Genomic DNA, 26,134 nt, shown 5'->3' on the forward strand with positions numbered 1-26,134 from the left:
CGACGGGTTGTGACATTCAACTTTACTCTGTATAGTAAATCGAAAGCGACCTACGGAAGGATGCTGCTCATGGCACTCATCGAGAACAGCGTCGGAGAGCTCCCGTACCGGTTGCTCGACTTCGATCAGCATTCGTACGAGGCCGAGGACTGCTTCACGCGGCACATGCCCAGGGCCAAGCTCGATACCGCGGTGCGGCCGATCACGCTGCCAAGCGGCCATAAAGCGCTGCTGGCCAACGAACGCATCGTCACCGCCTTCGAAAAAGAACACGACCTTTCGAAGGCGTATGTGCCGGGCTCGTTGGCCGAGATGTTGAAGAAGCGGTCCTCGGGTGATCCGGCCGATGCCGAGCGGTTCTTCGAGCCCATCCAGCCGGAGTACCTCGACAAGGATGCTCGGCTGAAGCAGTTGGAGGAGCAGCAGATCGAGAAGTCGATCATGTACCCGGGCGGGTGGGCGTTGCTGGCCGAGCCGTTCCTCGATGACACAGATGCTTTGTACGACAACTATGAGTCGTTCAATAGGTGGATCAACGAGGATTGGGGTTTTAACTACCAGGAAACCATCTACGCGCCAGCGATGATGTCACTGCGCGACCTCGACCGGGCCGTCGCCGAACTCGACCGCGTCCTGGCCGCAGGCGCCAAGTTCGTCTATTTACCGGCTGGCCCCGCCTACGGCCGCAGCCCCGGCGATCCGTATTTCGACCCGTTCTGGGCGCGCATCAACGAGGCTAAAGCTGTTGTCTGCTATCATATTTCGGAGTTCTACTACCAAGAAAATGTGGCCGCCGACTGGGGCTGGAAGCTCGGCCCGCCGTTCCAGTTCTCGGCATGGCAATGGCAGAACAGCTACGGCGAACGTCCCGTTACCGACACATTGTCGGCACTGATCTTCGACAACCTGTTCGGCCGATTCCCGAATATTCGGGTACTGGTCAGCGAATACGGCGCGTCTTGGATACCGCACTTCATCGGTCACATGGACAAGAGTCGCGGCATGGCCAGGCTGGGACCATGGCTGGGCGGCCAGCTTAAGGAACGGCCAAGCGCAATCTTCAAGCAACACATTCGCGTGGTGCCCTACCCAGAGGACGACACGGTGGCCCTTGCCGAACAGCTCGACGGCACCGAAGCGCTCGTCATGGGATCCGACTGGCCACACGCCGAAGGACTGCGGGAACCCGCTGAGATGTACCACCGCGTCGAGGGTCTTGGTGAACAGAAGCGCCGGCATTTCTTGCGGGACAACGGACTTGACCTGTTGAAGGGCTGACGTGTCGATGACCCTCGAAGCGTCCCATGACGAACTAGTTCAACGGTTTCCAGGCGAGGCGATCACCCACGACAACGCCGCGCACTATCGTGGCCGGCTTCGACGGGAACTGCTGCTGAACCGTTGCGGTGATTGCGGGCGATGGCACGCGCCCGCCAAGCCGATGTGCCCGGACTGCTGGTCGTCTCGTGTCTCTGCCGAGCCCGTGAGCGGTGACGGGGTGATCTTCATGGCCATTTTCTTGCACCGGGGTCCGGCCGCACCCGGCGTCGACTACCGGACGCCCTATCCAGTCGTCACAGTCGAACTCGACGAACAGGAGGGCCTGCGATTCACCTCGACGGTGGTTAGGGCGGCGAACGAGGACATTCGTATCGGCACGCCCGTGCGCCTTGCCTGGACGGAGCGCGCAGGATCACCGATGCCCGTGTTCGAGTTGACGGTTTGATGAGCGCACGCAACTCCATGAAGGACAAGGTCGCCATCGCTGGCGCGTCCACCACGGGCTTTGTTGCGAAGAACACTGACCGCAGCCAGGCCTCGCTGGCCGCCGAGGCGTGCATCGACGTCATCAGAAAATGCGGCATTGCGCGCGAGGACATCGACGGACTGTGCGGCAGCTGGCCGTCGACCCCGGTCCTTCAATCCGTGCTCGGCATTCCCCAGCTCACCTGGTCGGGCAACCCCGTCATTCCGATGGTCGATCACGTGGCGACCGCGGCCGCGGCGGTGCACGCAGGTTTGTGCGAGGTGGTGCTCGTCTACCACGCCGCCTACCGCGCGGCCTGGAATAGCGGTTCGGCGCTCAAAGATCCGTTCCGCAGGATCGCGACGCCTGGCCTATCCGATCCGAAGCCCGGCCCCGAGACGATCGCAGGCGCAGTCGGGTACACGGCCTGGGCATCGCGCTACATGTACGAATACGGCGTGACCCGAGAGGATTTCGGGCTGGTAGCGGTCAACGCCCGATCGAACGCGCGCCGCAACCCGGCCGCCGCGATGCGCGAGCCGTTGTCGATGGACGACTATTTGAACGCCCCGATGATCCGTGAGCCGCTCTGCCTGTACGACATGGACCCGGCCGTCGACGGCGCCGACGCGTTCATCATCACCACGACAGAACGCGCGGAGGACATGGCACTGCCGCCGGTGCTGATCAACGCCGCTGTTCTCGGGCAAGTCCGCCACAACGAAGAGGACCAGACCGTCAGCCTGCGCCAGCACGCGCAGCACGTCGTCATCGAAAGGCTGAAAGCCAAGAGCGACTTCTGGATCGACGACATCGACGTCTATTTCCCCTACGACGGGTTCACGCCCATCACGTTGAACTGGATCGAAAATGCCGGGTGGTGCAAGCCGGGGGAGGCCGGCGCATTCTTGCGCGAGCACTGGGATGCCGACGCGCAACGGGCACTGATCAACAACCGGATTCCGGTCAATCCGCACGGAGGATCGTTGTCCGAGGGCGCGACGCAGGCCTCTGGCCACATGCGCGAGGCAGTCCACCAGTTACAGGGCGTTGCAGGCGATCGCCAGGTTGCCGGCGCCCGTCGTGCATTGATCACCGCGGGCGGATTCTTCTTCAACGCACAAGGCCTGACCTTGCACAGGGTGTGACCATGCTGGACAGGTTCCGGTCGGCCGTCGCGTCGGCAGGAGACCGACCGTTTCTGCGTTACTTCGACTCGGTACCGACGTTCGGCGACGTCGACCGGCCGTCGGACGCGTTCGCTGTCACATTGGCGGACAAAGGGTTCGGCCTAGGCGATCGGCTCCCGCCGGATCGCGTTGCGACACCTGAAGGCGCAGAGAACTTCTGCAGTCTTGTCAATGAAAGCGACGGACACGTGCCTGAGCCGGTCTCCGTCGACGCCGACGAGGTCGCGGTCGCGGTCATCACCCACATCTCCGGCGCCACCGGGGCGCCGAAGGGCGCAAAACACCCATCGCAATGTCGAAACCGGCGGCTTGGCCTACCGCGAGTGGTTCGCCCTCGGCCACGACGACGTTGCGTGACGGTCGGCGCGGCTTTCCTTCAGGCTTTCCAACGCAATTCGAGTGAGTTGAGCCCGAATACCTGACCGCCGTGCTCAATGGGCTCGGTCGCCAATTCGTACTCGGGAATGCGCTCATGCCATTCCTCGAGCAGGACCGCGAGCTCTTGGCGGGCCAAGTGAGACCCGAGGCAGCGATGCGGGCCCCCGCCGAACGCGATGTGGCGCGTAACGCCCCGGTCAAGGTCAACGCGGCGGGCATCGAGAAACATTTCATCGTCGCGGTTTGCAAATGCGAGCGGAAACGCGGCCATGTCACCGGCTTTCACCGGACAGCCGTGGAAATCCATGTCCTGGGTGGCTTTCCGCGCAGTCTGCACGATCGCATACACCCGAAGTAGTTCCTCGACTGCGTGGGGTATCACGGCGGGGTCGGTCGCAATCCTCTGGCGGTCACCGGAGTGCGTGGCCAAATGCAGCATGGCATAGGACGATTGGCTCGCCACGGTGTCCAGGCCGGCCATGAAGAGCAGCAGGAGACAGTTCAGCAGCTCCATGTCGTTCACCGGTTCACCGTCGATCTTCCAACCGATCGCCGCACTCACGATGTCGTCAGCATCCGGTTTGCGCTCGGCTCTGCGCTGTTCGATGAGCCCTGAGAAGAATCCCATCACCTGTGTCATGCCCTCGAGTCGCCGCGCGTTTACATCCTCACCGACGCCTTCGGTGTGAAGGATTAGGTCCTCCCACTTGAGGAAGTCATCGAGGTGGTCCAGCGGCATTCCCATGATGTTCAGGAACACGATGGATGGAAAAACGCGCGCCATTTGGGTGACGAATTCGCAGCCGCCCTGGGTCTTGAGCTCGTCGATCAACTCACCCGCGAGCCGATGTTGTTCTGCCTGCATGCCTTTGACGCGTCCAGGCGAGAAGTATTCGGCCAGCACTTTGCGCCACTTACCGTGCTCGGGCGGATCAACCATGACCGGGATCCACTTGAACGGCGGATCCGGATCGGTGGGCGTGATCACGCTGCTGGACCACAACTCCGGGTGTTGCAGACCGTCGAGGATCGTGGCGTAGTCGGTGAACATCCAGTAGCCATCAGCCTCGGTGCTGCGCAATGCGGGACGAATATCGTCCTGGAGCGAGTCGAGCATCCGGAAGTTCGTCAGCGCTGGGGACGAGGCTCCCGCCATCAACTCCACATGCTTGACGGGACACGCTGAAATTGCCTCCTTGTCGGCCATGTCATCCTTCCTGATCTTCTTGGGGCTGTCTGTCGCATTGCAGGTGACGGGCTAGATTGGTCAAGACGCTGATCGCTGCGCCGACTGCGTCCTCGGCATCTCTCGTCAGCGAGAGCCGTTCTCCGGCCGACCCGCCGGACGCCGCAAGCGCTGGAACGATGAAATGCCGAAAACGCCTACACACGGCGGCATCTGAGCGGTCGACTTCCTCGGCCGCGATATACGTCTGCTCGACTAGGAAGTCGACGATCTCATCGATGCCCAGGTCGGTGCGGACCTCGCCACTGCGTTGGCCTTCTTGTAGCGCCGGTCCCATGGCGCCCACCGCCATCTGGTGCACACGCGGATGGTGCACGGAAGCGGACCGTTGAGCTATCAACGCCGAGATCGATGGATCCGTCGGCAGTTCGCGTGTCGTGTACAGCAATGCCGTTTCGATCTTGGCGAACACACTCACCTTGGTGGACATCAGTGTTTCGACCGCTGCGGTGTGGCGGCGCGCTCGCAGTAGTGCAACCTGCACCAGCATTTCGGGAACGGTGCCGAGTTGCCGGAAAGCGGTGGCGCGGGACACGCCTGCCCGGATCGCGACCGTCTCCATCTGGATGCTTTCCATACCGCGCTCGGTAATTTCGGCATCTGCGGCGCGGATCAGTCGATCGCGCACGGTGCCGTCGTCGATGGGACTGATGGGGACGGCCGTCACGTGATAGCCCCGGCGATCTTGAGTTCGATGAGGCGGTCGTCGTCCACGCCTAGTTCTCTGATCACCTCGTCGGTGTGCTCTGCGAACAACGGAGCCCGTGTCAATCCAGTGGACTCGTCGTCGAACTTCACCGGACTATTTACCAGCCGTCGGGGATTGCCCTCGGCATCAACGATTTCGGTGATCCGCCCGTTGGCGATCAGTGCTTCGTCATTAGCCAGATCCCACGCGTTCTGCACGGGTGCCCACTGCCCAGTGCCCCGGCTCAGCCGTTTCTTGCACTCGGCCAGGCTCAACTGAGCAATGGCGGTGCAGACGATCTCATATGCGGCGTCACAGTTGTCCAGCATGGATTCGAACGTGCCGAAGCGCGGATCCTCCGCGAATTCGTCGACGTCCATAAGGCCGCAGAACTCCTGCCAGTACTTCGTCGGCTGCAGCATGGACAGCTGGATGAAGCGACCGTCGCTCGTACGGTATGCACCGGTCAACGGATTCCCCGGTGCCTGAGTCTTGCGTTCGGCCTTTGGCAATGGCCCGTCGACCAGCATCGCCATGTTCACGCTGAATTGCGTCGCCCACGCACCGACGGCAAGCAGCGATACGTCGAGCACCGAAGTCTCACCGGTGACTTGCCTGCGGTACAGCGCCGCCGCCACCCCACCTGCGATCGACATGCCGCCGATGTTGTCGCCATACGCACCGGCGGGCATGAACGGTGCGCTGTCGGCGTCGGTCGCCGCCATCACGCCGTCCGCGCTGCCGCCACGCGCCCAGAAAGCTGTCGCATCGTAAGCACCGGTGTCGCGATCCGGTCCACTGGAACCGAATCCACTCCCGACGACATAAATGATGTCCGGGTTGACGCTGCGAACGTCCTCGATGTCGATCGCCAGCTTTGTTCGCGCCGAGGGCAGATAGTTGGTGAGGAAGACGTCGCTGCGCCGGATCAGTTCCTCGAGTAGCGGGCGGGCCTCAGGATTGTCCAGTGCCAGACCAACACTGCGCTTGCCCCGATTGGGCGCCTCCATGATGGGTGCGAACGACGAGCCCTGCGCGGTCACCGCGGCTCCGAGTATCCGGACGAGTCCGCGCTGGGCGTCTCCGGTTGCCGGATGCTCGATTTTGACAACGTCGGCCCCCCAGTCAGCAAGCACCGCACCGGCCGATGGCACGAACGTGAACTGTGCTACCTCGAGGACGCGAACCCCCTCAAGTGCTTTCGGTGCCACCGAGCCTCCTGCGATCCTCACTGATCGGGCGTCTCACCGTTGCGACTTAATGAGGTAAACGTATCACTGATTCGGTGGAATGGCGAGACCCGTCTCAACCAACTCCTCAGTAGGCCTCAGTCGATGATGTCGCGCACCTTCGTCTTCTCGTAGCCCTTGAGAAGTGCGGCGCTGGCTGCCTGCATATGTTTGCGCCAATGCGCTTCGGTTGCGTCGCCCTTGCGGGCGTTGACCAGGCTCACGAGCCGGGCGTAGGACTTGACCAGTCTTGCGTACTCGTCCTTCGGTGGGCCGCTGATACCGAGAAGTGCTGCCGCGGTGTGCCGTTCGCCGATCTCGTGGATCATGCCCGCGATCATTCCCAGTGTCGCGTTGCCCGAGAGTTCGACCATGCGGCGGTGTAGGTTGGCCGTCGCGGCCGCCAGTGTTCCGGCCCCCCAAGCGCGGGGTATGTCCTCAACGAGGCGACTCAGCTCAACGTGCGCCTCGGCCGCGCCGTCCTCGGCGAGCAGCTTGGCCGCTGCAGGCTCGATGGCGGTTCGCGCGGTCATCACGTCGGCGAGTGTCGTACCCGACAATGCAAGCAGCAGCCCCGCTGGTCGCGCGACGATCTCGGGTCCCGGTACGCAGACCCTGGCTCCGGTCCGAGAGCCCCGCCGCACCTCGACGAGCCGTTCGGACTCCAGGACGCGCACTGCTTCCCTCAGAGTTGGCCGGCTGACCTGAAAATGCGCGATGAGATCCGCCTCGTGTGGCAGGAAGTCGCCATCCTTGAGCTGGCCATCCACCACCATTCGGCGCAATGTCCCAGCCACCAGTTCGGCAGTCTTAGGCGACCGGACGGCGCGTGATCGCGACTCTGGCGAGATCATCTGCGCAAGCGGTTCAGGTCGAGACACCGTGGTCTCCTTGCTGTTTCAGTTGTAATGCTTCGGAAACCGTTCATCCCACGTCGCGGACCAGTCGTATGGCGGCCGCGCCATAAGAAGACCGTCTGTGTGTACTCACCAGGAAGCTCGGCGGCGCCAGAAATGCGGTCTCGGGCAATCTCTTCCGGCTCGACAACATCTCGCGGGCCTGCTCGGCACCACCGCAGATCGCCACCGCCCACAGCATGTCGTCGGTGACGTGGTCTGCCATGGACTGGGGTCGACCACCACGGAATGCCGCGCGTATCGCGGCCACCTGATCCTGCCATCCGTGCAGGTCGACCAGGGAGTCGTATGTGCGCACGGTCAGATAGAAGGCGATCTGCTGCCGCGCCTCTTTGATGGCCCGCTCGGGATTGGCGTCGTCGATCGCGGTGATCAGCCAGCCCCAGCGTTTCTGGGCGGCGGTAGTTCGTCCGGCGATTTCAGCGCCTCGCGCGAGCTCCAGGTCGACCACCTCCTCCCACCATCGATCGGTGAACAGACCATGACCCAGTACGCCGTCGGCGACGCGACCCGCAGTGCGAATCATGATCCTGTTGAAAGCACCGATGAGGATGGGCACGTCGAGCCGGCCGAACACCGGTGCACGGATGTCGGCGTCGATGGCGTAGAAGTCGCCTTGGTATCGGAGCGGTTCGCCGTTCTCGGCGTGCAGGAACATCCTGATGACATCGATCAACTCGGCCATCCGCGCTGCAGGGTGATCGGCGTCGACGCCGAACCAATCCCGGTTCATCCGCGGGGTCCCCGCACCAAGGCCGAGGAACACTCGGCCACTCGCGCGCTTCGACAGGTGGCGGACAGCCGCCGCATGAATAAACGGAGATCGCGCGAACGCGTAGGCGATACCGGGGCCGATCATCGCTGACGCCGTGGAATGCGCCATCTCGGTAGCGGTTACATACGCACTGACGTCGGCGAACTCGCCAGAGCAGAAGGCGGTCGCACCCGCGGCCTCGGCCTCAGCGGCCATTGCCTCACCTGGCCAGGGCAATCCCCACAGCATGCAACCGTCCCATCGAACATCGCTTACTTAGTAAGATATGTAACAGTACACGGCGGTGCACTGTTGTGCCCGGCCGTCGAGGAATGGGACAGCTGACGGTTCTTGGACGACGCCCCGGACGACTGAGGCATGGGTCAAAGCGTTGCCGTCTTGGGCCCCACCGATGTGCAGATCGCGCCTTCAAAGGTGAACACCGATCCGCATCCCCGTCCCGTCGACTCGTACGTCGTGCCGGGCCGATAGGGGGCGAAGAGGACCCGGGCCGGTATCGGTTTCGCTTCGAGCACACAGTTGCCGTTGGACGAATCCCCCTGCGCAGACACGCACACCGTCAACGAATTGGGGTTGATCGAGCCCGTGCAGGGGAACGGGGCGAGTGTCGCCGTCACCATCAGTACTCCTGACACCGACACCAGCTCTGGCGCCGACAACGTGTACACGCACGACGGGTCGGACGACGGTCCATCCGTTGGCTCAGCAGCTGCAGTCCCGGCGACGCCAACAGCGACGGCGATCGATGACAGCAGGCTGGCGGTGGGGGTCAGAGACCGAATCATGCTCGGATATTACAAGCGAACGTGCCTCGGTTGAGCGTGCTTCGCACGTTGCTCGTCACGGCGAACCCCTCCGGCGAAGGGGCGAGGGCGAATCGAATGATCGTCATTGTCGCGATCCGGCGACCATATCTGTCCTCCGAGCAATCGCTTCTTAACGGCTGTGAGCACGCCGGGAAAAGCGGCCGGTGAGGTCTCTCGCGCGATGAGACGCGTATCACGAAATTAGTTAATCCGATAAATGGATAGATAATTTGCTTGATAGCTGTCGTCCGTCTCGATGACGATTCTGAACGCACGGCGTCTCGACGCACTGGATTCCGAACGATTCCGTCGAAGGGGCATTCGCGGCGGAGCCGCTCGGCGGCCGTCTGGGGCCTGTTGTCGTCGCTGCGAAGTCCCTCAAGCGGGACTTCTCGGTAGTCATCGCCCCGCTTGGTGACGTGGCGGTCACCCGGCGCGAGAGCTGGCGAGCCCGGCACCGGGAGCGCCGTCATGTGCGGGGTGGACAGGCAGGGCGAGTTAATAGCCGAATTGGAATAGTTGCTCCCGGCGCTTACCGATCGAATTCACTTGTGAATCCTGAAAACGAGTTCCCATCCGAACGCGGTCTGAAATTAAGACGGTCACGGTTTTTTATTGGCGTTTATCCGCTCCCTCAATATAGCGAATAGTGAATTGCTAGCAACCTTTGTGCGAATTTATACGTCCGAGAAGTTGATTTTTAGCTCGGTCGAATGATGCGCTGTTGGCAAAAGCTCGCACTGCCGGACTCGGCAAGCGCTGAGCAACTAGTGGTCCACGCCAAGACCCGCAGGCCAGTGCCCGACGGCAGCCTTCCAGCCTAGGCACCTGTACTTATGCTGTCGAAAACCTGGGATAGCACGTAACTAGAACGTGTGCATTAGCGAACGGTGTCCTCGGCATGGGGCGCCCCGTACGGGGTGGTCGTGTCGGTTTGTAGCAAAGCCAACTACTTCTACTGCGCTGACCCCGTGAGGTCATAACCGAATGTCTGAGAATGTTGCTCGTTGAGAAAATTGTGGTGTACGGTTTCCCGGCAGTACTTGAGTTAAGTGGTTCAGGTACATGGAGAGTGTCCAGCATTCGGGGCCCCGAAGGGAATCAGCCGTACATGCGAATAAGCACTGAGCATCGGAGAAGTGGGTAGTGGTTACCACTGATGCTCTCGCGAAGCCGGTCCGCTCGGTCGGCGACTTCTTCGCGATGTCGTTGGACACCTTCGTCCAGATGTTCCGCCCCCCGTGGGCGTGGCGAGAGTTCCTCCTGCAAGCCTGGTTCGTCGCGCGGGTGTCGATGTTCCCGACGGTCATGCTGGCGATCCCGTTCACCGTCCTGACCGTGTTCACCATCAACGTCCTGCTCGTCGAGATCGGTGCCGCTGACTTCTCGGGCACCGGCGCCGCGCTTGGCGCGGTGACGCAGATCGGTCCGATCGTGACGGTGTTGGTGATCGCCGGCGCCGGCGCGACGGCGATGTGCGCCGACCTCGGAGCCCGAACGATCCGCGAAGAGATCGACGCGCTGCGCGTGTTAGGCATCAACCCAGTGCAGGCGCTGGTGGTGCCGCGCGTACTTGCGGCGACGCTCGTCTCGCTGATGCTGACCGCCATCGTGACGATGGTCGGCATCATCGGCAGTTTCGTGTTCGCCGTGTACTTCCAAAACGTGACGCCTGGTGCATTCGCGGCCGGACTGACCCTGCTGGTCGGACCGACGGAAATCGTTATCAACCTGATCAAGGCGGCGATTTTCGGCTTGGCGGCCAGCCTGATCGCCTGTTACAAGGGTCTTTCCGTCGGCGGTGGCCCTCAAGGCGTCGGTGATGCGGTCAACGAAACCGTTGTCTACACCTTCATGGCGCTGTTCGTGATCAACGTGATCGCCACAGCCGTCGCGGTGAATGCGACCTTCGGCGCATGAGCCAGGCGGCTACATACAGTCCACTGCCGAAGGTGGCGCGTACCCTGCGGTCGGGCTACTACGGGTGGAACCGGATCGGCGAGCAGACTCACTTCTACGTCCGCACTCTGCGGGGAACGTGGGATGTGGTCGTGCACTACCGAATCGAGCTGGTGCGCCTAATCGCGCAGATGAGCCTCGGCTCAGGCGCGTTGGCGATAATCGGCGGCACGATCGTGATCGTCGCCTTCTTGACGCTGTCTGCGGGTTCATTGATCGGCATCCAGGGTTACACCCAGTTGCAAGAAGTCGGCGTTGAGGCGCTGGGCGGGTTCATCTCGTCCTTCCTCAATGTCCGGCTCGTCGGACCGCTGGTCGCTGGAATCGGGTTGGCCGCGACGATCGGAGCAGGGGCCACTGCACAACTGGGCGCGCAGCGAATCAGCGAAGAGATCGACGCGCTTGAGGTGATGGGCATCCGCTCGGTGGCCTACCTCGCGTCGACGCGTGTCATCGCGGGGGTGATCATCGTCATTCCGCTGTATTGCATCGCGGTGCTCGCGGCTTTCCTTGCGACCCGCGTCGCGACCACCGCCGTGTACGGGCAGTCGACCGGCGTCTATGACCACTACTTCTACACTTTCCTCAATCCACTCGACCTCGTTTACTCGTTCCTGCAGGCGATTTCGATGGCGGTCGTGGTGATGCTGGTGCACACCTACTACGGCTACAACGCATCGGGCGGGCCTGCGGGTGTCGGTGAAGCGGTCGGCCGTGCCGTGCGCGCCTCACTGGTCGCCGCCGTGTTCGTCACGTTGTTCGTTTCACTGGCCATCTACGGCCAGTCCGGCAACTTCAACCTTTCGGGCTAGCAGCAATGGCGGAGGCGGGGCAGAAGAAGCGTGGGGGGGAGTCGCGAATCCCCCCCGCGGGATGGACTCTGATCCTCTTCGCCGCGATCACGCTGTTGATCGCGGTGACCTCCTTCATGTTCGCGGGGACGTTCCGGTCATATGTTCCAGTCACTTTGACGTCGGATCGCACCGGCCTGGTGATGGAATCCGGGGCGAAGGTGAAGTTGCGTGGCGTAAAGGTCGGCGAGGTCAGGACGATCGAAGGCGGTGGACGGGGGGTCACGCTCAACCTGGAGATCGATCCGGACAAGGTGAAGTACATCCCGGCGAACGTCGGCGCCGAGATCCGCGCCACCACGGCGTTTGGCGCGAAGTATGTGGACCTGCTCTATCCGAGCGATCCGAGCCCGAAACACCTTGCCGCCGGGCAGGTCATCCAATCGCGCAACGTCAGCACCGAAGTCAACACGGTGTTCGAGAACCTGACGAAATTGCTTCACCAGATCGACACGCCGAAGTTGAACGGTGCCCTCACGGCGCTCGCCGAGGGCCTGCGCGGTCAAGGGCAACGACTCGGTGTGGCGATCAGCGACGGCAATGACGTGCTCAAGGAGATCAACCCGCGCGCGGATACCATCCGGCGAGACTGGCAGTCGCTCAAGGGTTTCAGTGACACCTACGGAGCCGCCGCGAAAGACATTCTCTCGGTACTGGACGCCGCCAGCACGACCAGCGTCACCATCACTGAAAACGCCAAACAACTCGACAGCCTGCTTCTGACCGTCAGCGGCTTTTCCCAGAGCGGCATTGACGTGCTCGGCCCCAGCAAGGACAACCTGGTCCACGCGGTCAATGTTCTGGAACCGACGACAGCCCTGCTTTTGAAGTACAACCCGGAGCTGACATGTGTGTTGCAGGGCGGCGCGAAGAATCTCGACGACTTCATACCGGTTACCGGCGGGACCAACGGCAAGTCGGTGATCCTGGACAGCACGCTGATGTTTGGCGACGATCCGTACAAGTACCCGGACAACCTTGCGATTTACGGCGGCAAGGGCGGTCCCGGGGGAAAGCCCGGTTGTGGATCGCTGCCAGACGTCGCCAAAAACTGGCCGGTCCGCTATCTGGTGACGAACTCCGGTTGGGGAACCGGCAACGATATGCGGGTCAACCCCGGAATCGGATTCCCGGGGTACGCCAACTACTTCCCGACGACTCGCGGAGTGCCCGAGGCTCCGAGCATCCGGAACGGGAACGGGCCTGCGCCCGGCCCCATCCCGTACCCGGGCGCACCACCATACGGTGCGCAGCAGTACGCGCCCGATGGCACGCCGCTGTACCCGGGTCTGCCGCCTGCGCCGCCCCCTGGCGCGCCGCGCGACCCGAAGCCCGCGCCGGGCTCGGAGCCGTACGTGGTGCCGTTCCCCGCGCAGGTGCAGCCGACTCCGTTCCCGCACCCGTCGGCCCCACCGCCGCCGCCACCTCCGCTGGAGGGGCCGCCGCCACCACCGCTCGACGCTGAAGCGCCCGCGCCTCCACAGGCGCCGCTGCCCGCAGAGGAGCCGACACCGTGAGAGACAACTTGGGAGGCGCCATCTGGCGGCTTGTCCTATTCCTGATCGTGTGTAGCTTCGGCATATTTTCGATGTTCGCGATCTTCGGACATCTTCGCTTCCAGTCGGAGAAGAGCTACAGGGCCGCCTTCACAAACGTGACGGGCCTCGAGCCCGATGACTACGTTCGCGTTGCCGGTGTCGAGGTTGGGAAGGTCAAATCGATTCGGATCCAGGATGATTCGACTGCACTAGTTGAGTTCTCGGCAGAGGACGCCCTTGTCATGACCGAAGGCACCCGTGCAGTGATCCGATATGACGACGTGATCGGTGGCCGGTATATGGCACTCGAGGACGGTGTCGGGGATACCAAGAAGCTCAATCCCGGCGACACCATTCCGCTGACGCGTACGGCGCCTGCGTTGGACCTTGACGCACTGATCGGCGGGTTCAAGCCTCTTTTCCGGGCGCTCAATCCTGACCAGGTCAATGCCTTGTCCGGCCAGTTGATCGCCGCCTTCCAGGGTCAGGGCGCGACGATCGGATCGTTCCTTCGCACGACCGCGCAGTTGACCAACACGCTGGCGGATCGAGATCGGTTGCTCGGTGAGGTGATCCACAACCTCAACGTCGTCCTCAAATCATTCGCCGACCAGGGTGACCAGTTCGGCAAGGCGGTCACCTCGCTTGACCAACTGGTCGACGGCCTCGAAGGGCGAAAGCAGGACATCAGCAACTCGGTCGCCTACACCAACGCCGCCGCAGAAACCGTTGCGGACTTGCTGACCAAAGCAAGGCCGCCGCTGCAACGCGTCGTCGCCGAGACGGATCGAACCGCGGGACTTGTGCTGGGCGACAAGGATTACGTCGAGAACTTGATCGACACGCTGCCGGACGCGTACAAGGTGCTCAACAGGCAGGGTCTCTATGGCGACTACTTCAGCTTCTATTTGTGCGACGCCGTCTTGAAGCTGAACGGCAAAGGGGGACAACCGGTCTATGTCAAGGTGGCGGGTCAGAGTACGGGGAGGTGTGCGCCCCGATGAAAACCTTCTCTGAGCGCAATCCGCTCGTCGTTGGCGGCGTGGGTGTCGGCGTTGTGCTCGCTGTGACGGTTGGCGCCCTCAATTACGACAAGTTGCCGTTTCTGGACCAGGAAAAGACGTACTCGGCCTACTTCGCGGAGGCCGGTGGCCTGATTTCCGGAGCGCCGGTTCAGGTCTCTGGCCTACGGGTTGGCAAAGTCGACAGTATCGAACTTGACGGAGCCCGGGTGTTGGTGACCTTCAATGTCGCCAAGGACATTCGGCTCGGCGATCGCACTGAGGCGGCTGTCAAGACCAAGAGCCTGCTGGGCGCCAAGATCATCGAGGTGACTCCGCGTGGTGACGGCAGTCAGGCGGGTCCCATCCCGATCGAACGAACCCGTCCGGCATACCAGTTGCCCGACGCACTCGGCGAGGTGACCAAGGCCATCAGCGGATTGAACACCAACCAGCTCTCCGAATCCCTTGCAGTGTTGGCGGATACGTTCGCCGATACCCCGCCCGACTTGAAGGTCGCCGTCGAAGGCATTGCCCGATTCTCGGAAACGCTGGACAAGCGCGATGCTGCGTTGCGAGACCTTCTCACTGACGCGAACAAGGCCACGAAGGTGTTGTCGGAGCGCAGCGACCAGGTAGTCGATCTGGTGGTCAAGACGAATTCGTTGCTGGCCCAGCTGAACACGCAGAGTACTGCCCTGGGCGCGCTCTCGAACAACATCGCTGCGGTCGCGCGACAGATCAAGGGGTTTATCGGTGAGAACCGGTCCACATTGAAACCCGCGCTGGAGAAGCTCAACGGCGTGCTCAAGATTGTCAACGATCGCAAGGACAAGGTGGATACGTCGCTCGTCGGCCTCAACCGTTACGCCGCCGGCCTTGGCGAATCGGTAGGATCCGGTCCCTTCTTCAAGGCCTACGTCGGGAATCTACTTCCCGGCCAGTTCTTGCAACCTTTCATCGATGCGGCCTTCTCCGACCTTGGTCTGGATCCGCACACACTTCCGCCATCCCAGATCAGCGACCCGCAACTCGGCCAGCCCGGTACGCCGGCGCTGCCGATCCCCTTCCCGAGGACTGGCCAGGGCGGCGAACCACGGATGACCCTTCCTGATGCGATCACCGGCAACCCCGGTGATCAAGGTTGTGGTCCGCCCGGCGTGCCATTGCCAGGGCCTACCGGTTGTTACCCCTACCGGGAACCGCCGTCCGCGCCCGCACCAGGTGGGCCACCACCGGGACCGCCCGCGCAGTCACCGCCGAACATGCAGTCGACGGACACGCCGCCAATGCCCACCCTGCTGCCTGCTCCTGGTCAACAGCCGCCGGTGACCGAACATGCCGCGCCGCCACCGGCGTTTGTCCCACCGGAAGGCGGGCAGCGATGAAGCGGCGCATCGCCCTGGCCGCCGGCTTGGTGGTCATGCTGGTTGCAGGCATCCTGCTCGTAAGCGGTACTGGCCCAACCGCCAAACGCACTCGCATCACTGCGTATTTCGCCAACACGAACGGATTGTTCGTGGGCGACGCTGTGTGGATTTTGGGCGTACCGGTCGGCAAGATCGAGACGATCGAGCCGCAGCCTGAGCGCGCCAAGGTGACGTTGTTCGTCGACGACAAATACAAGGTGCCAGCCAACGCCAATGCCGTGATCCTCTCGCCCCAGCTCGTGCCGGTGCGGGCCATCCAGCTGACACCGGCCTATACCGGCGGACCGGTGCTCGCCGACAACGCGGTGATACCCCAAGAGCGCACGGCGGTACCGGTCGAGTTCGACGACTTACGTAAGCAGCTCGAAAGGCTCGCGGCGACATTACAGCCGACTCAGCCCGGCGGTGTCAGCACTCTTGGAGCGTTCATCGATACCGCGGCTGACAACCTGCGCGGTGAAGGTGTCAACATCCGGGACACCGTCATCAAGCTGTCGCAGGCGTTTTCGGCGCTCGGCGACAAGAGCACCGACCTGTTCAGCACCTTCAAGAACCTCTCGATCCTGGTGTCGGCTCTACAGGACAGCAAGGACCTGCTGCGCCAGCTCAACGTGAACCTCGCCGGTGTGACCAGTGTGCTCGCCGACGATCCCGACGAGGTGGGCAACGCCGTAACCGCCATCCACGACGTCGTCGGCGATGTCCAGAGCTTCCTGGCTGACAATCGCGAAACCCTCGGCACGACAACGGATCAGCTTGCGGCCACGACGCAGTTGCTGGTCGATAATATTCCGCAGATCAAGGAAGCTCTACACGTGGCCCCGAACTCTTTTCAGAACTTCCTGAACATCTACCAGCCGGCCCAGGGCACGCTGAGCGGCACCTTGGCTGTCAACAACTTCGCGAATCCGCTCCAATTCATTTGTGGCGCAATCCAGGCGGCCTCGCGGTTGGGCGCGGAGCAATCGGCGAAGCTATGTGTGCAATATCTCGCTCCGATCTTCAAGAACCGGCAATTCAACTTCCCTCCGCTTGGCGAGAACCTCTTCGTCGGTGCTCAGGCGCGGCCGAACGAGATCACCTACAGCGAGGATTGGCTGCGGCCCGACTACGTTCCACCTCCGGCCGGCAGCGAAGGAACGCCGCACGGGCCGCTGCCGCCCGCCGGTAGCGTCTTCACGAACTTTGGTGAGCCGGCGGCAAATCCTCCGGGGAACCCGCCGTTCGTTCCGAGTACGCCACCGCCACCTGCAGGTCCGGTGGATCAATCGACGTCCGGCGCCGTCGTGACAAATCCAGCTGATGGGCTTACCGGAATGATGGTTCCCTCAGGAGCCGGTTCATGATGCGGCATAAGCGTCTTGGTGCCGCCTGCCTGGCCATGCTGGCTGTGCTAATTCTGTCAGGCTGCAGTGAATGGCGCGGTGCGAACTCTCTGCCGCTGCCGGGCACCGAGGGGACCGGCTCGGATTCCTACACCATTCAGGCTCAGCTTCCTGACGTCGACAACATCGAACGGAACTCCCGTGTGCGTGTTGGCGACGTCAACGTCGGTACTGTGACGAAGATCGAACGCCAAGGTTGGCATGCGCTGCTGACGATGAAGATCAACGGTGACGTCAGCCTGCCCGCCAACGCGACTGCGGCGGTCGGTCAAACGAGCCTGCTCGGATCGCTGCACGTCGAACTCGCGCCGCCAACTGGTGTACCACCCGAGGGGAAGCTGAAGGACGGGTCGCTGATTCAGCTGGCGGCAGGCTCGTTCTATCCCAGCACCGAGCAGGCGCTGGCATCGGTCTCGCTGTTGCTCAACGGCGGTGGCATCGCGCAAATACAGGAAATTACCCACGAACTCAGTACCGCGTTCCGCGGTCGCGAAGCCGACCTCAGAAGTCTGATTGGTGAGCTGGACAAGTTCGTCGCATATCTCGACGACCAGACCGGCGACATCATCGCGGCCACCGACAGCCTGAATAGTCTGGCAGGCCAGGTCGCAGAACAAAAACCGGTCGTGGACAAGGCACTCAAAACCCTTCCGCAGGCGCTCGACGTGCTCAAGAACGAGCGCGACACGCTTGCCGACGCTCTGGACCAGTTAGGTAAATTCGCCGCACTGACTGCCGACGCGACGAACCAAAGCAAGGAAAATCTCGTCAACAATCTGCGGAACATTGCACCGGTGCTGAAGTCGCTCGCCGACGCGGGGCCGGCGCTGACCCGCTCGCTGGATTTCTACTCGACGTTCCCGTTCCCCAAACCGACGCTGACCAAGTGGATCCGCGGGGACTTCGCGAATCTCACCGCGATAATTGACCTCACGCTAAGCCGCCTCGACGCGTCGTTCTTCACCGGCACCCGCTTCGAAGGTGAGCTCACCGAACTCGAACTCCAGTGGGGTCGCACCATCGGCCAGATGCCAAGTCCGTACACCTCGCGCAACCCACTCATCGCGCCATACCACTTCGATCAGGGGCCGTGACATGCGTATGACAAGGCGGACCAGTATCCAGATCGTTGTCTTCTGCGTAGTGTCTCTGGCCGCGCTTGCCGTGATGAGCCTCGGCTTCGTGCAGTTGCCGAGCCTGGTGTTCGGCGTCGACCGCTACACCGTCACTGTCGAATTGCCCGAAGCCGGCGGCCTATACGAGCGCAGCAACGTCACCTACCGCGGCACGGAAGTGGGCGTGGTGAAACAGGTCGACCTGACCGACAGCGGCGTCGCGGCGAAACTCTCGCTTGATTCCGACATCAAGATTCCCTCGGACCTCAGCGTCGAGGTGCATAGCCAGAGCGCTGTCGGCGAGCAGTATGTCGCGCTGTTGCCCAACAACAGCACCTCTGCACCGTTGAAGGACGGCGATGTCATTGCGCGCGATCGTAGTTCGGTCCCTCCAGATATCAACGAGCTACTCGATGCGACCAACCGCGGACTCGAAGCGATTCCCGGAGACAGCCTCAAGACCACGGTGGACGAGGCCTACGCCGCTCTGGGTGGGCTAGGACCTGAGCTTGCAAGGGTTTTCAAGGGCGGCTCCAACTTGGCGATCGATGCCAAGGCAAACCTTCCAGACCTGGTCAACCTGACCGATAACGTTGCTCCGATCCTCGACACGCAGACCGACACTTCAGATTCCGTTCACGCATGGGCCGCTCACCTGGCCAGCGTCACCGATCAGCTGAAGACCAACGACGCAGCGGTGCGAGGCACCCTGCAGGGTGCACCCGGAGCGGCGGAGGAGCTTCGTGCGCTCTTTGACCGCGTGAAGCCGACGCTGCCCGTGGTGCTGGCGAACCTGGTCTCAGTGGGCGACGTCGCGCTGGCGTACCAGCCCAACATCGAATACCTGTTGGTGCTGCTGCCGACGGGGACCGAGGCCATCCAGGCGGTCGGCGTAGCCAACCGCAATACGAAACAGGACTACAAGGGTGCCTACCTGAGCTTCAACCTGAACCTCAACGTGCCGCCCGCGTGCACCACTGGCTTTCTGCCGCCCCAGCAGATGCGTTCGACAGCCCTCGAGGACTATCCCGCGCCGCCGCCCGGCAACCTGTACTGCCGCATCCCCCAGGATTCCCCCCTGAACGTGCGGGGGCAGCGCAACATTCCGTGCGTGACGAAACCGGGCAAGCGCGCGCCGACGGCCGCGATGTGTGAGAGCGATGAGGTCTACGTTCCGCTCAATGACGGCTGGAACTGGAAGGGTGACCCTAATGCGACGCTCACCGGCCAGCCCGTGCCGCAGCCGCCGCCGGGCACGCCTGGGTCGACGGGTGTGCCGCCTGGTGGTACAGGACCGACCACCGCAGTGCCGATTGCGGCCGCTGAATATGATCCGGCCACCGGCACATACGTGGGCCCCGACGGGAAGGTTTACACTCAGTCGAATCTGGCACGCGGTGGCGGCGCGCACACCTGGCAGGACATGCTGGCACCCCCAGGGCAGTGAACGTTTACAGGCGGTCGTCCGTCCATTCGGTGATCAGATCGTCTGCGGTGGTGATCCTGCCGAGAACAGCAATAGTGTTGTCCAACACCTGGTTTCCGTAATCGGCCGGTGTCCCACCGACGACATCACGAGGGACGATCAAGCCGAAGCCGGCCTGCGTGATATGCCCCGCCGTGATAGGCAATGCAAGGTTCAGCGAAACACCCGCGAGAACTATTGTGCGCACACCGAGGCCCCGTAGTACCGGCAAAAGCTCGGAATCCATGGTGGGGAACAGGCCATGGTGGCGTGGTAGAACGAGATCCGTCGATGCCAGAAGCTCTGGTAACACCTGGGTTTCGTGGCTTCCAGGCGTCCAGGACGCCGTCAACGGGCCCAGCGCGTGCCAAAGGCGTGCTGTCCCCGGATGCGCACCACCGAAGGTGCCCTCGTAAGTCGCGTGGACCACCCGCGCGCCGTACGTGCGCGCCGCGTCGAGCAGTCGACGCAGGTTCGCGACCAGTCCCGCGCTGTCAGCGGCCAGTTGAGGCAATACCGACTCCGGTCCGAGTACGCCGTTCTGGCATTCCACGCAGACCACCGCAATGCTTGCTGCATCCACGCTGTTCGTCATCGTCACCGTCAGTACCTCAGAAGCAGCGAGCCAAGCCCGAAGGTGTTCGCGGGGAACACGATCTCGGGCACCTCGTCCGTGGCGAGCTCGAAGTCAGGAACCCGTTTGAGCCACTCTTCGACGATGAGCGTGAGTTCCATCCGGGCCAGATGGGAGCCAAGGCAGCGGTGCGGGCCACCGCCGAAACCCCAGTGGGGGTGCACCTTTCCGTCCATGACTACGTCGTTGGTGGAGATAGAGTCACTGTCGTCACGATTGATCGCCGCGAGGCACAGCCGTACTCCGGTGTTCGGGGGGAAGGTCACGTCGGCGACGGTAACCTCTTCGGTGGTCACCCTTGGCACGATGGGAGCCGGCGGCTCCAATCGGACGATCTCCTCGACGAAAACCTTGATCCCCTCAGGGTCGTCACACAATTTCCGTCGAAGCTCCGGATTGCGCGCGAGCTCCAGCATCGCAAAACCCATCGACGAGGTGACGGTGTCCAGACCAGCCAAGACGAATAGGAAGCTGAGTCCAATCGCCTCGGCATCGTCGAGCGGATCCTCGCCCGTGAGCACCTTCGACAAGAGGTCGTCGCCCGGGCTCTCACGTCGTTGATTGATCGCTTCAGAGACGTAGGCGACGAGTTCGAGCGCAGGCGTAAGGTCGGCGCCTTCCATCGACGGCAGCTCCGACAGAGCGATGACATTGTCTTTCCACGCGACCAGGCGGTCCCGGTGTTCCAAGGGAAGCCCGAACAAGGTGAGGAACACCTGCGACGGGTACGGGATGGCGATGTCTGCCATGACGTCGCACTCACCCTTAGCCGCGACAGCGTCAACGATGTCGATCGCCTGCTTCTGCAGCGACGGCAGCATGTCCTTGAGCGTGTGCGGGCTGAAGAACGGTTGCAGGATCTTCCGGAAGCGGGTGTGCTCGGGCGGGTCGAACGAGATCGGTACGAGCGGCAACGGGCTGCCCAGCATGTCAAAGGCCTTCTTCGACGAGAATCGATCCGGGTCGCGCAGCGCCGTGAGCACGCCGTCACGCTGGGTCAGGAAGTACCACCCGTCGATCAACACCACAGGTCCGGCGTCCCGCAGCACCTTCCACCCGAGTCCGCGATCGCCCGCCATCGGCAGAGTTGCCCATTCGAGTTCCGGTACGCCCGCGATCACGGGATGTCTATCAGACTCCATGCTCATTGCTCGACTCCCACTCGCTCCGGTCCGAACTCGTTCTCGCTGCGGTCCTCACTCGCGGTCGTCTTCGGTGCTCATCGCTCTCCGTCGTTCTCAGAACGCTGACTGGCGGAGTCCAGCTCGCAGAGAAGACTTGGCTCATCGTGCACGCCTCGAAGGACTCGCGATAATCGTTCAGGTCTTTGATGTCGGCGAAGTCGCCGCGCCGTTCGTATATGGCCTGCCCGATCACGATCAGCGGCCCTCCGATCCCACCGCTGAGCTGACAGACGGTCCGCGGCAAGCATTTTGGCCACTTCAAGACCCATTCCCTTGCTGCCGCCGACGATCAGTGCAGACTTGTTCCTGATGCCGTAGTCCACCGGTGCGACCCATTACCGGCGGACATCCATGCCCGCATCGACCTTCAGCACGCTCCCGGTGAACGAACGTCCGGCGTCGGAGATGAGGAACAGGATGGCATTGCTGACGTCCTTGGGTTCGATCAGCGGCAGGTCCGGCAGCGCCGTTTGCATGGCGTTGGCCAAGTGCGGCATCTGTTCGATCACCTTGAACAGCGCGGGGTTCTCGGTAACCATCGGTGTCGCGCAGTTGGTCGGCGCCACCGCATTTACGCGGATCCGTTCTGGTGCAAGCAAATTCGCGTACGCACGCACCAATCCGGTGATCGCCAGCTTTGCCATGAGGTAGGCATCTGAACCGCCACGGCCGTCGGTCATGTCCAGCAGGGCCGCCATCGAACTGGTGGCGATCAGGTTGCCGCCCTTGCCGCGTTCCTTGAGGTGGGGGATGGCAACCTGGAAGGTGTTCCAGACGCCGGTCTGCATGATGTCCAGTCCGACCCGCAGCGCCTCCGAGGCGTCGCGCTCGTCGGGATTGGTGAGAATTACGCCCGCATTGGCGATGACCGTGTCGATGTGGCCGAACTGATTCACGCCGGCGTCGAAGGCAGCCTGCAGGGCGGTCTTGTCGCGGACGTCGGCACTCTGGAAAATCATTTCCTGACCGGTCTTTTCGACAAGCCGCGCCGTCTCCTCGAGATCCTCGGCGGTTCCGAGTTTGTAGGGCACCACGTCGAGGTCTGCACAGATGTCCACGCCGACGATGTGGGCGCCCTCCTCTGCGCACATGACCGCATGTGATCGGCCTTGCCCGCGAGCGGCTCCGGTGATGAATACGACCCTGCCGTCCAGTGAACCCATTCTTTTGCCTCCAGTAGCTTGCTATCGCCGCGCTCGGTGGGGTGCTACGGGCACGTTGCAGTGACGTGCGCCACATCACGCATGCTACGCCGGGAAGGTGAAATCATACAACTATTTGCCTAATTTCTCCCGGGGCGCAGCGTTATCCATAGGATCAGCCGGCGGGGGCGGTCGTTGACCGGTTGTCGGCTCCGGCTTACAGATGTGACGCCTTGGCAACTGAAGTACGTCGAACTGCTGAGCTGGACGGAAGACGGTGTGGTTTCCGGTCGCCCTACCGGGGCGCGGCTTAACGGGTTGATAGCTCGCAGTATTTGCGAGCAATCAACCCGTTACGCCGCTAGCCGAGCATCGTGGGGGCCGACAGCGGGGCTTTGCCAGTGCTAACGCCGACATCGACACCACGGCTGTGAACGTCTACTTGGGCGTGAAGCGCTGCGCGCCGTCCAGGCGCATGACCTCACCGTTGACGTAGCCGTTGGTGAGGAGAAATGCCGCGGCGTCTGCGAATTCGGCAGGTGCGCCCAAGCGCTTCGGAAACGGTACGTTGGCCGCGAATTTGGCAAGGGCTTCCTCGCCGACCGACTCCATGATCGGCGTCTTCATCGTGCCAGGAGCGATGGTGTTGACCCGGATGCCCGCTGAGCTCAGGTCGCGGGCCGCTGCGATAGTCAGGCCGATCACGCCGGCTTTGGCCGCGGCGTACGCGCTCTGTCCGATCTGGCCCTCATAGCCCGCGATGGAGGCTGTCAGCACCAGCGCGCCTCGTTCGCCTGCCTCATTGGGCTCGGCAGTCGCGACGGCGGCGGCCACCAGACGCGCCACGTTGTAGGTGCCGTTGAGGTAGAGGTCGATCGTCTTGGTGAAGGCGCCGAAGTCGGCTGGGCTGCCGTCGCGGCCCACGATGCGTTGCGCCACACCGAACCCTCCGTGAGCGGCGACCGCATAGCGCAGGCGCCCAAGCTGATTGGCCTGCTCGATGGCATCGAGGATTGAGTCTTCGCTCGTCACGTCCGTGCTGGCGAACAACGCCCGGCTACCCAGTTCATCGGCCAGCGCCTTGCCCCTGTCGGCGGCGAGGTCGGCGATGACGACGCCAAGTCCGTCGGCGTGTAGCCGTCGCACCGTCGCCTCGCCGAGGCCGCCTGCGCCGCCGGTGACGATTGCCGATGCACCCTCGAATTGCTTGGTTGTCACGAGTTCTCCATTTCTATATTGCCGATTACCAGGTCCCACGGATCGTTGGCCGCCAGGGCCATCCGGCCGAGGCGACGAGCGTGGTGCGCGGTGGTGCCATAGTCCTGAGTCCAGCTTTGCGCCCGCATGGTCGCCGACCACAACGGGTGTTCAATGGTGACCCCGATCGCTCCGTGCAGCTGATGTGCGATCGTGGTGACCTGCCCGACTGCCTGGCCGACCGCGACCTTGGCAACGGTGACCGCGTATTCGGTTTGCGCTGAACCGAATCCGTGGTCCGCCGCCGCGGCGACGGCCAGTGTCGCTGCGGCCCTTGCACGCTCGATCTCGCCGGCCATAGCGGCCAAGGCGTGCTGGACCGCCTGAAACTTGCTGAGCGGGCGACCGAACTGCACGCGCCCAGCGGTGTGTTCGACGGACATCGCGGCTGCCGCGTCGAGCGCACCGATGGTCTGCACGCAGCGGCACCACGCGCCGCGTCGCGACAATTCGGTCGCGATTGCACCGTCGATGGCGGTCAGCTCGTCGGCCGCTATGTCGAAGGTGATTCGATCGCGTGGTTCTCCGGCCAGGTTGTGGCCCTCCTCGACGGTTGCGTTGTCGACGTCGAGCACCCCGACCCACAACTCGTCGCGACAGCGCGCGGCCACAAGCACCGCCGCGCAGACTCGGCTCCACGGCGCGTCGATCGCGGTCCCTGTCACCCGGCCCTCGGCGCGTTCGGCGTCGGCGATCGCGACGGTCAGGGGCCCGTCCGGGACATCGATGCCGGCCCGCTGGGCCAGCCAGCCGGCCAGCGCGTCGGTCTCGGCCAGTGGCACCGCGCCTGCATGCCGCGCCACACCGTAGAGCGCGATGGCGAGCTCCTGCGGTCCCGCGTCCAGGTCCGGTGTGCTCGTCAGCCGTGTCAGCCCGGTGTCCTCGAGATTGCGCCACAGGTCGGCGTCGAACTCTTCGGGAACCCGACGGCGACCGAGCTTGGCGTCGAAGGACCGCCGGCCAATGTCGTCGATCAACTGGCGCAGTTCTGCGCCGTCGTCATCTGCGGTGCCGGTATCGAACACACCGCCCGAAAGTGCCGTCACCGTAAGCCCATTCCGCGCGCGATGACCCCGCGCAGTACCTCATTGGTGCCGCCACGCAATGTGAACACGGGCTTGTGCAGCCATGCAGTGGCCAGCAAGGCAGCGATCTCGGCCGTCTTCGGCGACTGGTCGAGCAGGTCGGCGCTCACCCCGACCGACTCCTGCTCGAAACGCGTGCCGAGATCCTTGACCAGGGCGGCTTGACTCGCCGCGTCTTTCTCGTCCGTCAGCGTCCTGGCCACCCATACCGACAGCTGTCGAAGTGAGATCAATCGCGCCAGCAGGTGACCGATGTCGGCGGCGGTGCGGTCGTCGGGCGGTGGCCCCGCGCTCAGCGCCCTGATCGCGGCGGCGATCAGTGGAAGGGTGGACAACATCCGCTCCGGACCGCTTCGCTCGAAGGACAGCTCAGCGGTGACCTGATGCCACCCGTTGCCGACCTCGCCGAGCACGTCAGCGTCGGGCACGAAGACCTCGTCGAAAATGACCTCGTTGAAGTGGTGCTCGCCGTTCATCAGCACGATCGGCTCGACACGAACGCCGTCGACGTCGCACGGCACCAGGAACTGGCTGAAGCCGGCGTGGCGATGCTCAGGATCTGGGGGGCTGGTGCGCGCCAGCACCACGACCTGATGAGCGAGATGGGCTCCGCTCGTCCAAACCTTTGTGCCGCTGAGCAACCAACCGCCGTCGGTCTGGACGGCCTTGCTGGCCACGGCGGCCAGATCCGACCCGGCGCCGTGTTCACTCATGCCGATCGACGAGTAGAACCTGCCCGCCGCGATGCGCGGCAGCAGCCGGTCCCGCTGTTCTTGATTCCCGTAGGCCAGCAGGCCGGGAGCCACCTGCCGGTCGGCGATCCAGTGCGCCGCCACCGGGGCGCCTGCGGCCAGTAGTTCCTCGGTCACCACATATCTGTGGAGATGGCTCATGCCGTGGCCGCCGTACTCTGCAGGGATGATCATCCCGACGAAACCGGCGTCGCCGAGGCGGGCGCTGAACGCCTCGTCCCACTGACCCAACCACGAGTCGACAGCGGGTTCCCAGCCGAACTCGGCACGGTCGGCCCGCAGGAAATCTCGCACGGAGGCCCGCAGCTTGGCCAGGTCGGGCTCGTTGGCGCTCAACGCGTCAAATGAACTCACAGATCA

The 26,134-nt window shown here is 63.1% G+C and carries 24 protein-coding genes; 12 read left to right on the plus strand and 12 right to left on the minus strand.

Going from position 1 to position 26,134, the window contains the following annotated elements; all coding sequences use genetic code 11:
• Window positions 1-69: 69 nt before the first annotated feature.
• From GGC64_RS29740 to GGC64_RS29755, 4 genes are read left to right on the plus strand one after another with little or no spacing between them, the layout of a single operon-like run.
• Window positions 70-1,278: an amidohydrolase family protein gene (locus GGC64_RS29740; RefSeq protein ID WP_192726465.1), complete on the plus strand. Its 1,209-nt coding sequence runs from the start codon at window positions 70-72 to the stop codon at window positions 1,276-1,278.
• Between the two features lie 7 nt (window positions 1,279-1,285).
• A complete protein-coding gene (locus GGC64_RS29745) occupies window positions 1,286-1,726 on the plus strand; it encodes a Zn-ribbon domain-containing OB-fold protein (RefSeq protein ID WP_192726185.1) in 441 nt (146 codons plus the stop codon).
• Window positions 1,726-2,895 (plus strand): thiolase family protein, encoded by a 1,170-nt coding sequence (locus GGC64_RS29750; RefSeq protein WP_225952639.1) that lies wholly within the window; start codon window positions 1,726-1,728, stop codon window positions 2,893-2,895. Before GGC64_RS29745 ends, GGC64_RS29750 begins: the two co-directional genes overlap by 1 nt.
• A gap of 2 nt (window positions 2,896-2,897) precedes the next feature.
• On the plus strand, window positions 2,898-3,359 hold the full coding sequence (locus GGC64_RS29755; protein ID WP_192726186.1) for a hypothetical protein: 462 nt from the start codon (window positions 2,898-2,900) through the stop codon (window positions 3,357-3,359).
• Here GGC64_RS29755 and GGC64_RS29760 read toward each other — a convergent pair.
• The 6 genes from GGC64_RS29760 to GGC64_RS29785 all read right to left on the minus strand — a co-directional run bounded on the left by GGC64_RS29760 (window position 3,314) and on the right by GGC64_RS29785 (window position 8,955).
• Window positions 3,314-4,522: a cytochrome P450 gene (locus GGC64_RS29760; protein ID WP_192726187.1), complete on the minus strand. Its 1,209-nt coding sequence runs from the start codon at window positions 4,520-4,522 to the stop codon at window positions 3,314-3,316. The genes GGC64_RS29755 and GGC64_RS29760 overlap by 46 nt on opposite strands.
• A gap of 1 nt (window position 4,523) precedes the next feature.
• Complete coding sequence (locus GGC64_RS29765; protein ID WP_370582406.1) at window positions 4,524-5,228, minus strand: TetR/AcrR family transcriptional regulator; 705 nt, start codon at window positions 5,226-5,228, stop codon at window positions 4,524-4,526.
• A complete protein-coding gene (locus GGC64_RS29770) occupies window positions 5,225-6,460 on the minus strand; it encodes a CoA transferase (protein ID WP_192726188.1) in 1,236 nt (411 codons plus the stop codon). The genes GGC64_RS29765 and GGC64_RS29770 overlap by 4 nt, the downstream gene beginning before the upstream one ends.
• Before the next feature lie 116 nt (window positions 6,461-6,576).
• Complete coding sequence (locus GGC64_RS29775) at window positions 6,577-7,359, minus strand: GntR family transcriptional regulator (RefSeq protein ID WP_192726189.1); 783 nt, start codon at window positions 7,357-7,359, stop codon at window positions 6,577-6,579.
• Between the two features lie 43 nt (window positions 7,360-7,402).
• Complete coding sequence (locus GGC64_RS29780) at window positions 7,403-8,398, minus strand: LLM class flavin-dependent oxidoreductase (RefSeq protein WP_192726190.1); 996 nt, start codon at window positions 8,396-8,398, stop codon at window positions 7,403-7,405.
• A 134-nt stretch (window positions 8,399-8,532) separates the two neighbouring features.
• Window positions 8,533-8,955 carry a hypothetical protein gene (locus tag GGC64_RS29785; RefSeq protein WP_192726191.1) on the minus strand — a complete coding sequence of 141 codons (423 nt, stop codon included), beginning with the start codon at window positions 8,953-8,955 and terminating at the stop codon, window positions 8,533-8,535.
• 1,224 nt (window positions 8,956-10,179) lie between these two features.
• Between GGC64_RS29785 and GGC64_RS29790 the strand changes: the two genes are divergently transcribed.
• The 8 genes from GGC64_RS29790 to GGC64_RS29825 are packed head-to-tail and all read left to right on the plus strand — an operon-like array spanning window position 10,180 to window position 19,702.
• On the plus strand, window positions 10,180-10,896 hold the full coding sequence (locus GGC64_RS29790; RefSeq protein WP_225952700.1) for an ABC transporter permease: 717 nt from the start codon (window positions 10,180-10,182) through the stop codon (window positions 10,894-10,896).
• Window positions 10,893-11,747: an ABC transporter permease gene (locus GGC64_RS29795; RefSeq protein ID WP_192726193.1), complete on the plus strand. Its 855-nt coding sequence runs from the start codon at window positions 10,893-10,895 to the stop codon at window positions 11,745-11,747. The genes GGC64_RS29790 and GGC64_RS29795 overlap by 4 nt, the downstream gene beginning before the upstream one ends.
• Window positions 11,748-11,752: 5 nt before the next feature.
• Entirely contained in the window at window positions 11,753-13,303 is a 1,551-nt protein-coding gene (locus GGC64_RS29800; protein WP_192726194.1) for an MCE family protein, read from the plus strand.
• Window positions 13,300-14,328 (plus strand): MCE family protein, encoded by a 1,029-nt coding sequence (locus GGC64_RS29805; RefSeq protein ID WP_192726195.1) that lies wholly within the window; start codon window positions 13,300-13,302, stop codon window positions 14,326-14,328. Before GGC64_RS29800 ends, GGC64_RS29805 begins: the two co-directional genes overlap by 4 nt.
• Window positions 14,325-15,713, plus strand: a complete 1,389-nt coding sequence (locus GGC64_RS29810; protein ID WP_192726196.1) for an MCE family protein — start codon at window positions 14,325-14,327, stop codon at window positions 15,711-15,713. The genes GGC64_RS29805 and GGC64_RS29810 overlap by 4 nt, the downstream gene beginning before the upstream one ends.
• Window positions 15,710-17,101, plus strand: coding sequence for an MCE family protein (locus tag GGC64_RS29815; RefSeq protein WP_192726197.1), 1,392 nt, complete (start codon window positions 15,710-15,712; stop codon window positions 17,099-17,101). Before GGC64_RS29810 ends, GGC64_RS29815 begins: the two co-directional genes overlap by 4 nt.
• Window positions 17,098-18,234, plus strand: coding sequence for a virulence factor Mce family protein (locus GGC64_RS29820; RefSeq protein WP_192726198.1), 1,137 nt, complete (start codon window positions 17,098-17,100; stop codon window positions 18,232-18,234). The genes GGC64_RS29815 and GGC64_RS29820 overlap by 4 nt, the downstream gene beginning before the upstream one ends.
• Before the next feature lies 1 nt (window position 18,235).
• Window positions 18,236-19,702 carry an MCE family protein gene (locus tag GGC64_RS29825; protein ID WP_192726199.1) on the plus strand — a complete coding sequence of 489 codons (1,467 nt, stop codon included), beginning with the start codon at window positions 18,236-18,238 and terminating at the stop codon, window positions 19,700-19,702.
• A gap of 4 nt (window positions 19,703-19,706) precedes the next feature.
• On the opposite strand, the gene GGC64_RS29830 is transcribed toward GGC64_RS29825, so the two are convergent.
• The 6 genes from GGC64_RS29830 to GGC64_RS29855 all read right to left on the minus strand — a co-directional run bounded on the left by GGC64_RS29830 (window position 19,707) and on the right by GGC64_RS29855 (window position 26,128).
• On the minus strand, window positions 19,707-20,315 hold the full coding sequence (locus GGC64_RS29830; RefSeq protein ID WP_192726468.1) for an isochorismatase family protein: 609 nt from the start codon (window positions 20,313-20,315) through the stop codon (window positions 19,707-19,709).
• An 8-nt stretch (window positions 20,316-20,323) separates the two neighbouring features.
• On the minus strand, window positions 20,324-21,502 hold the full coding sequence (locus GGC64_RS29835; protein WP_370582407.1) for a cytochrome P450: 1,179 nt from the start codon (window positions 21,500-21,502) through the stop codon (window positions 20,324-20,326).
• A 371-nt stretch (window positions 21,503-21,873) separates the two neighbouring features.
• On the minus strand, window positions 21,874-22,701 hold the full coding sequence (locus GGC64_RS29840; RefSeq protein WP_192726200.1) for a mycofactocin-coupled SDR family oxidoreductase: 828 nt from the start codon (window positions 22,699-22,701) through the stop codon (window positions 21,874-21,876).
• A gap of 417 nt (window positions 22,702-23,118) precedes the next feature.
• Window positions 23,119-23,898: an SDR family oxidoreductase gene (locus tag GGC64_RS29845; protein ID WP_192726201.1), complete on the minus strand. Its 780-nt coding sequence runs from the start codon at window positions 23,896-23,898 to the stop codon at window positions 23,119-23,121.
• A complete protein-coding gene (locus tag GGC64_RS29850; protein ID WP_192726202.1) occupies window positions 23,895-24,983 on the minus strand; it encodes an acyl-CoA dehydrogenase in 1,089 nt (362 codons plus the stop codon). The genes GGC64_RS29845 and GGC64_RS29850 overlap by 4 nt, the downstream gene beginning before the upstream one ends.
• Window positions 24,980-26,128 carry an acyl-CoA dehydrogenase family protein gene (locus tag GGC64_RS29855; protein WP_192726203.1) on the minus strand — a complete coding sequence of 383 codons (1,149 nt, stop codon included), beginning with the start codon at window positions 26,126-26,128 and terminating at the stop codon, window positions 24,980-24,982. The genes GGC64_RS29850 and GGC64_RS29855 overlap by 4 nt, the downstream gene beginning before the upstream one ends.
• Between the last annotated feature and the right edge of the window lie 6 nt (window positions 26,129-26,134).

The sequence above is a fragment of the Mycobacterium sp. OAS707 genome (genome assembly GCF_014873705.1).
Taxonomy (GTDB): Bacteria; Actinomycetota; Actinomycetes; order Mycobacteriales; family Mycobacteriaceae; genus Mycobacterium.